The organism is Sphingobium olei (assembly GCF_042678845.1).
Classification (GTDB): Bacteria; Pseudomonadota; Alphaproteobacteria; order Sphingomonadales; family Sphingomonadaceae; genus Sphingobium; species Sphingobium olei.
This window is the reverse complement of the sequence record NZ_JBHTLS010000128.1, coordinates 24062-37514: the sequence shown is the minus strand read 5'-3', so window position 1 is coordinate 37514 and position 13453 is coordinate 24062. Positions and strand designations below refer to the sequence as shown.

Below are 13453 nucleotides of genomic sequence, written 5' to 3'. Positions count from 1 at the left end.
TCAGCCTTCGACGCGCATCCTGTGCCCGGTGGGCGTGTCGGCCGCGACCAGCGCGACGATGGCGCCTCCGACTACATCCGGCCCTTTGAGCGTCGCAGGATCCTCGCCGGGGAAAGCGCGCGCGCGCATTGCGGTGCGGGTTGCGCCCGGATCGACGATGTGGGTGCGGATGGCGGAGATATTCTTCACTTCCTCGCCATAGGCTCCGACCAGCGTTTCCAGCGCCGCCTTCGACGCGCCATAGGCGCCCCAATAGGCGCGCGGCGTCGCGACCGAAGATGTGACCGCCACGACCCGCGCGTCCGCGCTCGCGCGCAGCATCCCGTCGAATGCGGCAATCAGGGCCTGCGGTGCGCCGACATTCAGGGTCAGCAGCCGCGCGAATTCCTTTGCGTCGATCGCCTGCACGGCCGCGAGCGATCCCAGCGTGGCCGCATTCAGCACCAATATGTCGAGCGCCTGCCAGCGCCCGCCGATCGCCTGCGCCAGCCGTCCGATGCTTTCGCCATCGGTCAGGTCGAGCGGCGCGATCGTCGCGCTGCCCCCCGCGGCGTGAATGCGTTCTTCGACTTCCTCCAGCCCACCCGCAGTCCGGGCGGTCAGCACGACATGCGCGCCCGCACGTCCCAGTGCTTCCGCCGTCGCCGCGCCGATCCCGCGACTGGCGCCAGTGACCAGCGCGAGTTTGCCGGAAAGGGGTAGAGTGTCTGTCATACTGGGTTCCGCTTGATGTCCGTCATCCCGGATTTTGGTCCGGGAGGCGCTTGTCTTCTTCCTGGTTCAGGCGGTGGAACCCCGGCCCAGGTCCGAGGTGATGATGGATAAAGCCCTCAAACCACCCGTTCGGCCAGAAGCTCGAACTGGTTCTGCACCACCACCTCATCCTGATCGGTCAGCGTAGTGGGATAGTCGCCGGTGAAGCAGGCATCGCAATATTGCGGGCGTATGTCCGCACGCTTCGCCTCGCCCAGCGCCTTGTAGAGACCGTCGATGGAAATGAAGGCCAGGCTGTCAGCGTGGATGAAATCCTGCATTCCGCCAATGTCGAGCTTGTGCGCGAGCAGCTTCGTCCGCTCGGGCGTGTCGACGCCGTAGAAGCAGCTATGCTTGGTCGGCGGCGACGCAATGCGCATATGCACCTCCGCCGCGCCCGCCTCGCGCATCATCTGCACGATCTTGAGGGATGTCGTTCCGCGCACGATCGAATCGTCGATCAGCACGATCCGCTTGCCCTCGATCAGCGCGCGGTTGGCATTGTGCTTGAGCTTGACGCCCAGATGCCGGACCTTGTCGCCCGGCTGGATGAAGGTGCGGCCGATATAGTGCGACCGGATAATGCCCAGCTCGAACGGAATGCCCGATTGCTGGGCGTAGCCGATGGCGGCGGGCACGCCGCTGTCCGGCACCGGGATGACATAATCCGCCTCTACCGGCATTTCGATCGCCAACTGCGCCCCGATCGCCTTGCGCACCGAATAGACGCTGGAATTGTCTATGATCGAATCGGGCCGGCTGAAATAGACATGCTCGAAGATGCAGGGGCGCGCATGCGTTTCGCCGAAGGGGCGGTGCGTGCGGATTTCTCCGCTGTTGGTGACAATGACAAGCTCGCCCGGATCGATGGAGCGCACATAATCCGCGCCGACCACGTCGAACGCGACCGTTTCCGAAGCGAAGATGGTCGCATCGCCCAGCTTGCCCATCACCAGCGGACGGATGCCCAGCGGATCGCGGCAGGCGATCATGCCTTCGGGCGTCATCACGATCAGCGAGTAGGCACCCTCGATCTGCTTGAGCGCGTCGATGAACTTGTCGAGTAAAGTGCGATAGCTGGACGTTGCGACCAGATGGATGATGACCTCAGTGTCGGACGTCGATTGGAAGATCGAACCGCGGCGAATCAGCTCGCGGCGCAGCTTCATCGCGTTGGAGATGTTGCCGTTGTGCGCGACGGCGAAGCCGCCCGAATTCAGTTCCGCATAAAGCGGCTGAACGTTGCGCAGCGACGTTTCGCCCGTTGTGGAATAGCGCACATGACCGCAGGCGCTCTCGCCCGGCAGGGCGCGAATCACCTCGTCCCGGTCGAAATTCCCCGCGACATGGCCCATCGCCCGGTGGGTATGGAAATCATGCCCGTCCCAACTTGTGATGCCGGCGGCTTCCTGCCCGCGATGCTGGAGCGCGTGAAGGCCCAGCGCGACGATGGCGGACGCCGTTTCCCCACGGGAAACGCCGAAAATGCCACATTCCTCGCGCAACTTGTCGTCGTCGAAGGGGTTGGTCGTAATCATGGGTGCGAACCGGTTCCGTTGCCGTTTCTCGGCGCGCCCGCGGGCCGCCTGTCGCCGCGCATATAGTGGCTAAGGCGCGCTTTGTCGCCTCCTTGTCACAAAAAAGCGGGGCCGGGCCGTCAACGGTGCGTTTCCGGGCTGCGCGCCGGGCAAAATGGCCTATTGGCATTGGCATCGCGCCGCCGCTAAACACGCAGCCCTGATGCATCGCTTCGCCAATCCCGCCCGCTTCCTGAAGATCGCGCGTCCGCTCACCGGCTGGCTGTTCTGGCCGGGCCTGGCGCTGCTGGTGTTGGGGGCCGGCTGCGGCCTGTTCGTCACGCCTGCCGATTATCTTCAGGGGCAAACGGTGCGCATCCTCTACATCCATGTGCCCGCCGCCTGGCTGGGAATGGGTGGCTGGACCGGGATCGCCGTTGCGGGCCTGATGCAACTGGTATGGCGTCATCCGCTGGCCGCCGTGGCGGGCCGGGCGATCGCCGTGCCAGGCGCGCTTTTCACCGCCATCTGCCTTGCCACTGGCTCTATCTGGGGCCGGCCGACCTGGGGCACATGGTGGGAGTGGGACGGCCGCATGACGTCGATGCTGGTGCTGTTCTTCCTTTACCTGGGTTATATCGCTCTGGGCAACGCCAGTGCCAGACAGGCGCAGCAGGGCGGCGTCAGCAATGTCACCGCGATTTTTGGACTGGTAGGCGCCATCAACATCCCGATCATCAACCGCTCCGTGGTGTGGTGGAACAGCCTTCATCAAGGCCCCAGCATCACCCTGCGCGGCTCCAGCATCGACGGCGCGCTGCTGTGGCCGCTCGGACTGACCCTCGCGGGCTTCACGCTGTGGTTCGGGGCGATCGTGCTGATGCGGATGCGGGCGATCTTGGCGCAAAACAAGGTCGAGGCGCGGTTGCAGCGCCTGGCGAGAGGATAGGCGAGTGAATCAATGGCTGTTCGTGATCGCGGCCTATTGCGTGACGGGGGCCGGCACCCTTGCCGCCAGCGTCATCAGCTGGCGGGCCATGCGCCGCGCCGAACGCGCCGCCGACACTCTGTCGGAACGGGCATGAAAGCCCTGCCATGAAAGCGAAACATCAACGCCTGACCCTTGCGCTGGTGGCGCTCGCGGCAATTACCGGCGCGGGCCTGCTGGCCGCGTCGGCGCTCCAGGACGAGGCGGCTTATTTCTACGCGCCGGCCGACGTGAAGACGAAGGGCGTGGAGCCGGGCAAGGCCATCCGCCTGGGCGGCATGGTGGTGAAGGGCAGCCTCAAGCGGGCATCCGACGGCGTCACCATTCATTTCGACGTGACCGATGGAAAGGCCACCGTGCCCGCGACCTTCAGCGGCATCGCGCCCGACCTGTTCAAGGAAGGCAGCGGCGTCGTGGCGGAGGGCGCGTTCGACGCGAAGGGGACTTTCATCGCCACCAACCTGCTCGCCAAGCATGACGAACGCTATATGCCCCGCGAGCTGGAGGGCATGAGCTACAACGAAACCACCCACGAAATGAAGGTGGAGAAGTGAACCTGTCCCGTTCACTCCGTCATGCCGAAGGTCCGTCCGCATGATCGCGGAAGCCGGCCTCGCCGCGCTGTGGCTTGCAGCAGCGCTGGCGTTGCTTCAGCTGTTCCTTGCTTTCGCAGGGCTGAAAGGCGGCAAGCCTGAGCTGCTCGCCGCCGTCCGCCCCGCAGCCGTGGCGCAAGGCGTGCTGACCGCAATCGCCTTCGCGCTGCTCATCACGCTTTTCATGCGGTCGGATATGTCCGTCCTGTTGGTTGCGACCAACAGCCATTCGATGAAGCCCTGGCTCTATAAATTCGCTGGAACCTGGGGCAATCATGAAGGATCGATGCTGCTGTGGGTGACAGTCATGGGCGTCGCCGGCGCGGCGGTTGCACTGTTCGAGCGCGCATTGCGGCGCGATACCCATATGGCGACGCTGGGCGGGCAGGCGGCGATCAGCCTTGGCTTCTACGCTTTCCTGCTCTTCTCCTCCAATCCCTTCGCCCGGATCGATCCGCCGCCGCCCGACGGGCAGGGGCTCAATCCCCTGCTGCAGGATCCCGGCCTCGCCTTCCACCCGCCAACTCTGTACCTCGGCTATGTCGGCCTGTCAGTCGCCTTTTCCTTCGCGGTCGGCGCGCTGCTGACGCGGCAGGTGGACGCCGCCTTCGCCCGGGCGATGCGTCCCTGGGTGCTGGGGGCATGGGTGTTGCTGACGCTCGGCATCACGGCGGGCAGCTATTGGGCCTATTACGAACTGGGCTGGGGCGGCTGGTGGTTCTGGGATCCGGTGGAAAACGCCTCGCTCATGCCCTGGCTGGCGGCCACCGCCTTGCTGCACAGCGTCACCGTGCTGGCGACGCGCGACGGCCTTCGCGCCTGGACAGTCATGCTGGCGGTCGTCGCCTTCTCCATGTCCATGGTAGGCACCTTCCTCGTGCGCTCGGGGATTTTGACCAGCGTCCACGCCTTCGCCGTCGACCCCGAACGGGGCAGCTTCATCCTGGCGCTGCTCGCCCTCTATATCGGCGGGGCGCTGGCGCTGTTCGGCTGGCGGATCGGCACCGTGCGGGAGGGCGCCCCCTTCGAGCTGGTCAGCCGCGAAACCGCGCTGGTGGTCAACAACCTCCTGCTTTCAGTCATTCTGGGCATTGTGCTGATCGGCACCCTCTATCCCCTGATGACGGAGGCGTTCGGCCACAAGGTGTCGGTGGGCGCGCCCTATTTCGATCGGATCGCAGGGCCGCTGGCGCTGGCGCTCATGATGGTGATGGCCGCCGGTCCCCTGATGCGCTGGCGGCGGGACAGCGCGGCGGCGGTGGGCAAGCGGCTGATCGGGCCAGCGCTCATCGCGCTTTTGCTGTCCATTTCGCTGTTCGTTTTCGCGGCCGGGCGCATCGGCGTCCTGCCTTTCCTCGGCCTGGTCGTCGCCGGATCGGTAGCCGTCGCCAGCGTCATGCCGCTCTGGCGACGCAAGCTGCTGCGTACGCCACTCTTCACCTTGGGCATGGTGATCGCGCATCTTGGCTGTGCCGTCAGCCTGGCCGGCATGGCCTGCGACTCCGCTTTCACGGTGGAAAAGTTGGTCGCGGCGCGGCCGGGCGACACGATCCGCACCGCAGGCTGGACCCTGCGCTTCACCCGGATCATGCCCATAGCTGGCGATAACTGGACCGCGCTTCAGGCGGACATCACCGCCGGTCGCGGCGGCACGCCAGTCCTGATCCGGCCGCAATCGCGCTTCTTCTCGTCCCCGCCCACGACCACCAGTGAAGCGGCGCTGCTGACGCGGTGGGACGGGCAGCTCTACGTCGTGCTGGGTGAGGAAGTGGAAGGCGGGCGCTGGCAGCTGCGCATCTGGTGGAAGCCGTTCGTGACGCTGATCTGGCTGGGCGGCATCATGATCGCGCTGGGCGGAGCGCTGGCGCTGCTCGGCCGGGAAAAGCGCGGCTGGATCGCCAAATGGCAGGCGCGGAGGGCGCAGGCATGAGGAAGCTCATCATCTGGCTGCCACTCGTCCTGTTCCTGGCGTTCATCGGCCTATTCGCCAGCGGCCTGTTCCAGCCCGACGACCGTATCATCCATTCGCGTCTGGTCGGTCAGCCATTGCCGGCCTTCACGCTTCCCGCTGCCGCGAGCGATCGCCCGCCGCTCGCCAGCGCGCAGCTCGCCACCGGCAAGCCGCGCCTGCTCAACATCTTCGCGAGCTGGTGCGTGCCCTGTGCCGCCGAAGCGCCGCAGCTGATGGCGCTCAAGCAGGCGGGAGTGGAGATCGACGCGATCGCCATCCGCGACGCCCGGCAGGACGTCGACCGGTTCCTTGCCCGCTACGGCAATCCGTATGCCCGCATCGGCCTCGACGAACGCAGCGCCGTACAGATCGCGCTCGGTTCGTCCGGCGTGCCGGAAAGCTTCGTCATCGATGGCAAGGGGCGCATCGCCTATCAGCATATCGGCGACATCCGGGCAGACGACATGCCGATGATCCTCCAGCACCTGAAGGACGCGCGATGAAAGGCATGGTCGCATTCCTCCTCGCGCTACTGGCGACGCCGGCGCTGGCGCAGACCGCGCTCCCGCCAGCGCCCTGGGCCGACCGGCAAATCCCTGACGAAGCGCAGGAACGCAAGGCAAAGGCTCTGATGGAAACGATCCGCTGCCTCACCTGCCAGAGCCAATCGATAGCCGACAGCAACGCCAGCATGGCCGGAGACATGCGCTCGCAGATCCGGGAAAGGATCATGGCCGGCGAACAACCCGAAGCCATCCGCGAATGGCTGATTTCCCGTTATGGTGATTGGGTCAGCTATGAACCGACCGCCGCACCCATCCTCTGGCCGCTCTGGGCCGCGCCGCTCCTTCTTCTGGCGCTCGGCATAGTGTTGCTGAAAGGGCGGATCGGCAGGAGGAAGCGGTCATGACCGGCTGGATCATCGCTTTCGCGCTGGCGGGCGTCGCTTTCGTGGCTCTCCTGCTGATCGGCCTCCCCCGCGCCGCCCGGGAAATCACCGCAGCCGCCCTGCTGCTTGGCCTTGCCGGCTATGCCTGGCAGGGGCATCCGGGGCTGGCCGGCGCGCCCCGCGCCGTCGCTGCGCCTTCCGGCGAGAATTTCGACGAGAAGATGGCCGAGCGTCGGCGGGGCTTGGCCGAACGGTTCGGGCCTGCGGCGCAGTGGATGATGCTGTCCGACGGCCTCGCGCGGCAGGGCAAGACGAAAGAGGCGGCCAATGTCCTCCTGTCGGGCCTCCGCGACTCGCCCAAGGATGCGAACCTCTGGCTGGGCCTGGGCAATGCCCTGGTCGCCCATTCGGACGGAGTCGTGTCGCCGGGGGCGGACTTCGCCTATCGCCGTGCGCTGGAACTCGATCCGAAGGGGCCTGCGCCACGCTATTTCTATGGCCTCGCCCTTGTCCGCTCCGGCCAGTTGCAGGCGGCGCTCGATCTTTGGGCGCCGCTTGCCGCCAGCGCGCCGGAAGGAAGCCAAGTGAAAGCGGAACTTGAAGCGAGCATCGCGCGTATCGACATGGTGCTGAAGGCAGGCGCAACCGCCGGTCCATGACGCAGTGCAGCGATCCGATTGCGCGCTCCCCGGAGCCGTGATAGGGCGCGGCGGTTTGCGGGGGTCAGTCGGACGGTTTCGTCGGGCTCCCGAGCGGGTGTCGACACGAGCATGACCATTCGGCTTTCAATTCATGGCTGACCTCCTCCCCAATACCGCGCCATCGACGGGCGCGGACGATGAGGGCGGTCAGGGCCATGCCCGGCAAAAGGCCACGCTGAAGCTGGTGGTCGGCGCGGTCGGCATCGTCTTCGGCGATATCGGCACTAGCCCGCTTTACGCCTTCAGGGAAACCTTCGCCGGGCATCATCATCTGGCGCTCGATCCGGATCATATATTGGGCGTCATCAGCCTGATGTTCTGGTCGATGATGCTGGTCGTCACCCTGAAATATGTCAGCATCATCATGCGCGCCGATAACAAGGGGGAGGGCGGCAGCCTTGCCTTGCTGGCGCTCATCAACGGCCAGACCCGCACGCAGCGCTGGTCGCGCGGGATCGTGCTGCTGGGCGTGTTCGCGACGGCGCTCTTCTACGGCGACTCGATGATCACGCCGGCTGTGTCCGTGCTGTCCGCTGTGGAGGGCCTGGCCGTTTATAACAGCGATCTTGGGCCCGCGATCCTCCCCGTTGCCGTGCTGATCCTGCTCGGCCTCTTTTGGATGCAGGGGCTGGGCACGAACCGCGTTGCGGCCTTTTTCGGGCCGATCATGCTCGCCTATTTCGTCACGATCGCGGCGCTGGGCATCCTTTCCATCGTCAAGACGCCGGGCATTTTGTTCGCGCTCAATCCCTATTGGGCGTTCATGTTCTTCGTGACCGATCCGCTGCCCGCCTTCCTGGCGCTGGGCGCAGTGGTGCTGGCCGTCACCGGGGCGGAGGCGCTGTATGCCGACATGGGGCATTTCGGACGCAGCCCGATCCGCGTGTCCTGGCTATTCTTCGTGCTTCCCGCTCTGATGCTCAACTATATGGGGCAGGGGGCGCTCCTGTTCCGGGAGGGCGCGGCGGCGCTGCACAGCCCCTTCTACAATCTCGCCCCGCAGTGGGGACAATTGCCGTTGATCGTGCTGGCGACGCTGGCCGCGATCATCGCTTCGCAGGCCGTAATTTCAGGCGCCTTCTCCGTTACCCAGCAGGCGATCCAACTCGGCTTCATGCCGCGTTTGCGGATCGAACATACCAGCGCATCGACCGCCGGCCAGATCTACATCCCCCTCATCAACTGGGGACTGATGGTCATGGTCATCGCGCTGGTGCTGACCTTCCGGACATCGTCCAACCTGACCGCTGCCTATGGCATCGCGGTAACGGGGGCGATGTTCATCGACAATGTGCTGCTGACGGTGGTGCTGTTCCGCCTGTGGCAGTGGAAATGGTATTATGCCGTGCCATTGCTGGCGGTTTTCTATCTGGTCGATGGCGCCTATCTCGCCGCCAACCTCACCAAAGTTCCGGCGGGTGGCTGGTTCCCGCTGCTGATCGGCTTCGTCATCTTCACCTTGCTCACCACCTGGTCGCGCGGTCGGCGGCTGGTGCAGGATCGGCTGCGCGAAGCCGCCATGCCCATCCCCGTCTTCGTCGCATCGGCGGCCAACAGCGCGGTTCGTGTGCCCGGCACGGCCGTGTTCATGACCTCGACGCCGGACGGCGTGCCCCACGCGCTGCTCCACAACCTAAAGCACAACAAGGTTCTGCACGAGCGCGTGATCCTGCTCACCGTCAAGATCAAGGACGTGCCGGTGGTCGAGGATGACGGCCGCTGCAAGCTGGAGGATCTGGGCCGCGGCTTCTTCCGCATGGTGCTGCAATATGGCTTCATGCAGGAGCCCGACGTGCCCGCCGCACTGAAGACGATCACCGGCTGCGGGCAGGCGTTCAAGATGATGGACACCAGCTTCTTCCTCGCGCGCCAGACGCTGCTGCCCTCGGCCAAGCCCGGTATGCCGTTGTGGCGTGAGAAAATCTTCGCCTGGATGCTGCGGAACGCCGAAAGCGCGATGGAATTCTTCCGCCTTCCCACCAACCGCGTCGTGGAACTGGGCAGCCAGGTCGAAATCTGACGATCCTTCGCTGGTCGCGCGCCTCCTTAAATAGTTGCAAAGGATGTTCCGCTATTGTCCGCGGCATCATGCGCTTATCCACGATCACCAACTGGGCCTATGGCGCCACCGTGCTCCTCACGCTGGCGTCCGGCGCCACGATGCTGATGGCATCGGGTGCGGAGGAGCGGGAACGCGCCGCCGTGGCCCAGCGCCAGCAGTTCGACCAGCTTACCGCCTCGCTGGAGGAGGATGTCTATCGCCTCACCGAACAGGCGCGCGGCTATGTCGTGACCGGCGATCCCAGCCATCTGGTCGCCTACCGCCGCGAACGCGAGGACGAGCGCTCCGTCGAACAGCGCATCGCGCATCTGAAGGACGGCGGCGCGAGCATCGCTGAACTCTCAGCCCTGCGGCAGGCGCTGCATTGGGCCGACGCTCTGAACGACGAGCAGGAAGCGGCCTTGGCCGCCGCGCGCAAGGGGGATGATCGCACCGCCCGGACGATCCTGTTCGGTGACGAATATGGCCGCGAGTTGGACCGGGTCGGCGCGCAGATCGCCAAATTCCAGTATATGCTCGATCAGCGGACCGATCAGGCGGTGGCGCGGGGCACCGAAACCACGCGCCAGTGGCGCACCGTTTCGGAAATAATGCTGGGCATCACCGCGCTCCTGTTCCTGTGCGTCCTCTATTTCGTATTGAAGCAGCGCATCCTGCGGCCTGTGGTGCGGCTGAGCGATGTCGTGACCCGCCTCGCCGCTCAGGACTTCGCCGCCATCCCACCCGATTTCCCGCAAGTGGATGAGATTGGCGACATGGCGCAGGCCATCCGCATCTTCCGCGAGAATGGGCTAGAGAGGCAAAGGTTGGAGCAGGAGCGGGACACCGACCGCACCATGCGCGACCTTCTGTCGCGGCTCACACAAAGGTTGCAGGGCTGCGCCAATGTTGATGACCTGGCCGACGTAGTGGCGCGCTTCGCACCCGAGATCGCGCCGGACTATCCGGGCCGCCTCTATATCCATGACAACCGCCGCAACGCCATGGCGCAGGCGTGCGAATGGCTGTCTCCGGAATTGTCCCGCGCAGAATTCCCGCCGTCAGCCTGCTGGGCGCTGCGGCGCGGCCAGACGCATCGCCCCGCCGGTGAGATGATCGACATCGCGTGCGAGCATCTCGGCGACGCAGGCGCGCGCCTGTCGACCGTCTGCATCCCCTTGGCGGCACAGGGCGACAGCATCGGCCTCCTTTATTTCGAGGAGCCCGCCGAGGGCAGCGCTGACGGGCGAGAGCGGACGGGCAAATATCTCGAAATACTCGCGGAGAATATCGGCCTGGCGCTCGCCAATCTGCGTCTGCGCGACGAGTTGCGCGACATGGCGATGGTGGATGCGCTGACCGGCCTTCCCAACCGTCGCCAATTCGACGCCATGCTCCAGACTCTGGTGGCGGACGTGGAGGGCACAATAGCCCCGCTTGCCTGCCTGATGGTCGACATCGATCATTTCAAACGGTTCAACGACAGCTTCGGCCATGACGCGGGCGACGCCGTGCTGCGGGCCGTGGGCGCCGTGTTGGGGGAATCGCTTCGGGAAGCCGGTCACGCCTTTCGCCTGGGCGGCGAGGAGTTCGTCGTGCTGATGCCCGGCTTCGATCTGGATCAGGCGTTCAACCGGGCCGGGCAGGTACAGCAGCGGATCAGGGATTTGCGGGTTCAGCACAGCGGCCGCGAACTGGGACCGGTGACCGCCAGCTTCGGCCTTGCGGCCTTCCCGGAACATGGCCGCGCCGACCGCTTGCTGGCGACAGCGGACGCCGCGCTGCTGCGGGCAAAGGCGGAAGGCCGCGACCGCATTCTCGTTGCCACCGTCCGGGACAGCGACTCGGCCGCCGCCTGATCAGGCCGTCGTTTCCAGCACGCCTTCGTGCAGGCGGACCACCCGGTCCATCTTCGCCGCCAGCCGTTCATTGTGGGTCGCCACCAGCGCGGCAGACCCTTCCTGCCGCACCAGCCGCAGGAATTCGGCCAGCACGACGTCTGCAGTGCGTTCGTCCAGATTGCCGGTCGGCTCATCCGCCAGCACCAGCGCGGGCCGGTTCGCCAGCGCTCGCGCTACCGCCACGCGCTGCTGCTCGCCACCCGATAGCTGGCTGGGCCGATGGTCCAGCCGGTGGCCAAGGCCCAGCGCCGTCAGCAGCGACTCCGCCCGGCTGCGCGCCACGCCCGGCTCCACATCGCGGATCACCTGCGGCAGAACCACATTCTCGATCGCGTTGAAGTCCGGCAGCAGATGGTGGAACTGATAGACGAAGCCCAGCGCGTCGCGCCTCAAACGCGTCCGTCCATCATTGTCGAGCCGGGCCGCTTCCTCGCCCGCGATGCGGATCGATCCGTCGAACCCGCCTTCCAGCAGGCCCACCGCCTGTAGCAGCGTCGACTTGCCCGAACCGGACGGCCCGAGCAGCGCCACGATCTCGCCCGGTCCGACCGACAGGTCGACGCCGCGCAGAACGTCGATTGTCACGCCGCCCTGGGTGAAGCTGCGGGCAAGGCCGCTGACCTTCAATATGTCATTCATAGCGCAGCACCTGCACGGGATCGGTATTGGCGGCCTTGAAGGCCGGATAGAGGGTGGCAAGGAAGCTGAACAGCAGCGCCATGATGCAGATGACGGCAATCTCCACCGGGTCCGCCTTCGACGGCAGTTCCGTCAGGAACCGGATCGAGGGATCCCACAGATTCTGGCCGGTGACGAACTGAATGGCGTTCACCACGCTCTGGCGGAAGAAGAGGAAGGTGAAGCCCAGCACCATGCCCGCCGCCATGCCCAACGCGCCGATGGTGACGCCCACGGTCATGAATATCTTGACCAGCCCACCCCGGCTCGCCCCCATGGTCCGCAGGATCGCGATGTCGCGCGTCTTGGCCCGCACCAGCATGATCAGCGAGGATAGGATGTTGAACACCGCGACCAGCACGATGATCGACAGCACCACGAACATCGCCACCCGCTCGACGGCCAGCGCCTCGAACAGGCTGGCGTTCATCTGCCGCCAGTCGGTGATGACGGCGCGGCCCGCGACCCTTGCGGCCAACGGCTCCAATATCTGTCCGACCCTGTCCGGATCGACCGTCTCGACCTCGATCATGCTGACGACATCGTTCAGCAGCAGCAATGTCTGCGCGTCCTGGATCGGCATCACGACGAACGCCTTGTCATAATCATAGACGCCGACTTCGAAGATCGCCGCTACCTGATAGCTGATCTGGCGCGGCACCGTGCCGAACGGCGTCGAACGGCCGGCGGGATTGATGATCGTCAGGCTCTCGCCGACCTGCACGCCCAGATTTTCCGCCAGCCGCGATCCGATGCCGATCTTGCCGCTACCCGGCGTCAGCGCGTCCAGACTGCCCGCGATCACCTTGCCCTTCAGCGTCTTGTTGGACCGGATGTCGGGCACGGTCATGCCGCGCACCAGCACTGCCTCGACCCGGCCCTGATAGGTGGTGAGCAGCGGCTGCTCGATCAGCGGCGTCGCGCTGGTGACCCCCGGCGTCGCCTTCGCCTCCTTCAGCACCGCCTGCCAGTCCGGCAACCGCCCGCCATAGCCCTGAACCACGGCGTGGCCGTTAAGCCCTACGATCTTGTCGAACAGCTCGGCGCGGAAGCCGTTCATCACGCTCATGACGATGATAAGGGCAGCGACACCCAGCATCACCGCGACCAGGCTGATGCCGGCGACCAGGAAGATGAAGCCTTCGCCCTTGCCCGGCAGCAAATAGCGTTTGGCGATCATGCGTTCGTAACGGGACAGAATCATGCGGCGCGCGCAATCCTTTGCAAAGGGCTTGAAAGGGGGGTCTAGGGTGCAGCCCTCATAACGGCAAGTATTGCCGCATTGTTGCATCCTCGCCACAGGGGCGGACGCAAAATCACAGCGGTCCGATTTTGGCCGTGACAGCGGCCCGCGTCAGTCATAGCAAGACAGTCGAAGCACAGGTGAAAGGCCGTGGTTCAGGGATACTGCATCCCGCTTCGAGCTTAGGGGGCTGAGAAG

13 protein-coding genes are annotated in these 13453 nt (G+C 65.4%); 9 read left to right on the top strand and 4 right to left on the bottom strand.

The features are described from left to right. Both ACFQ24_RS13120 and purF read right to left on the bottom strand, forming a co-directional pair. Complete coding sequence (locus ACFQ24_RS13120; RefSeq protein WP_380911892.1) at positions 1–714, bottom strand: SDR family NAD(P)-dependent oxidoreductase; 714 nt, start codon at positions 712–714, stop codon at positions 1–3. A 116-nt stretch (positions 715–830) separates the two neighbouring features. Next, positions 831–2291: an amidophosphoribosyltransferase gene (gene purF / locus ACFQ24_RS13115; protein ID WP_380911890.1), complete on the bottom strand. Its 1461-nt coding sequence runs from the start codon at positions 2289–2291 to the stop codon at positions 831–833. A gap of 202 nt (positions 2292–2493) precedes the next feature. Here purF and ccmC point away from each other — a divergent pair, with 202 nt between their 5' ends. From ccmC to ACFQ24_RS13070, 9 genes are all read left to right on the top strand, one after another. Then, positions 2494–3219, top strand: coding sequence for a heme ABC transporter permease CcmC (ccmC, locus tag ACFQ24_RS13110; RefSeq protein WP_380911888.1), 726 nt, complete (start codon positions 2494–2496; stop codon positions 3217–3219). A gap of 4 nt (positions 3220–3223) precedes the next feature. Beyond that, positions 3224–3355, top strand: coding sequence for a hypothetical protein (locus ACFQ24_RS13105; RefSeq protein WP_380911886.1), 132 nt, complete (start codon positions 3224–3226; stop codon positions 3353–3355). A gap of 10 nt (positions 3356–3365) precedes the next feature. Next, entirely contained in the window at positions 3366–3812 is a 447-nt protein-coding gene (ccmE, locus tag ACFQ24_RS13100) for a cytochrome c maturation protein CcmE (protein ID WP_380911883.1), read from the top strand. Positions 3813–3852: 40 nt separating this feature from the next. Then, a complete protein-coding gene (locus ACFQ24_RS13095; protein WP_380911881.1) occupies positions 3853–5781 on the top strand; it encodes a heme lyase CcmF/NrfE family subunit in 1929 nt (642 codons plus the stop codon). After that, positions 5778–6305, top strand: coding sequence for a DsbE family thiol:disulfide interchange protein (locus ACFQ24_RS13090; protein ID WP_380911879.1), 528 nt, complete (start codon positions 5778–5780; stop codon positions 6303–6305). The genes ACFQ24_RS13095 and ACFQ24_RS13090 overlap by 4 nt, the downstream gene beginning before the upstream one ends. Continuing rightward, positions 6302–6712: a cytochrome c-type biogenesis protein gene (locus ACFQ24_RS13085; protein ID WP_380911877.1), complete on the top strand. Its 411-nt coding sequence runs from the start codon at positions 6302–6304 to the stop codon at positions 6710–6712. The genes ACFQ24_RS13090 and ACFQ24_RS13085 overlap by 4 nt, the downstream gene beginning before the upstream one ends. Beyond that, positions 6709–7350, top strand: a complete 642-nt coding sequence (locus ACFQ24_RS13080) for a tetratricopeptide repeat protein (RefSeq protein WP_380911875.1) — start codon at positions 6709–6711, stop codon at positions 7348–7350. The genes ACFQ24_RS13085 and ACFQ24_RS13080 overlap by 4 nt, the downstream gene beginning before the upstream one ends. 133 nt (positions 7351–7483) lie before the next feature. After that, positions 7484–9412: a potassium transporter Kup gene (locus ACFQ24_RS13075; protein WP_380911873.1), complete on the top strand. Its 1929-nt coding sequence runs from the start codon at positions 7484–7486 to the stop codon at positions 9410–9412. A 68-nt stretch (positions 9413–9480) separates the two neighbouring features. Next, a complete protein-coding gene (locus ACFQ24_RS13070) occupies positions 9481–11292 on the top strand; it encodes a diguanylate cyclase (RefSeq protein WP_380911871.1) in 1812 nt (603 codons plus the stop codon). Here ACFQ24_RS13070 and ACFQ24_RS13065 read toward each other — a convergent pair whose 3' ends face one another. Next, entirely contained in the window at positions 11293–11973 is a 681-nt protein-coding gene (locus tag ACFQ24_RS13065) for an ABC transporter ATP-binding protein (RefSeq protein ID WP_380911869.1), read from the bottom strand. Continuing rightward, positions 11966–13216, bottom strand: coding sequence for a lipoprotein-releasing ABC transporter permease subunit (locus ACFQ24_RS13060; protein ID WP_380911867.1), 1251 nt, complete (start codon positions 13214–13216; stop codon positions 11966–11968). The genes ACFQ24_RS13065 and ACFQ24_RS13060 overlap by 8 nt, the downstream gene beginning before the upstream one ends. Between the last annotated feature and the right edge of the window lie 237 nt (positions 13217–13453).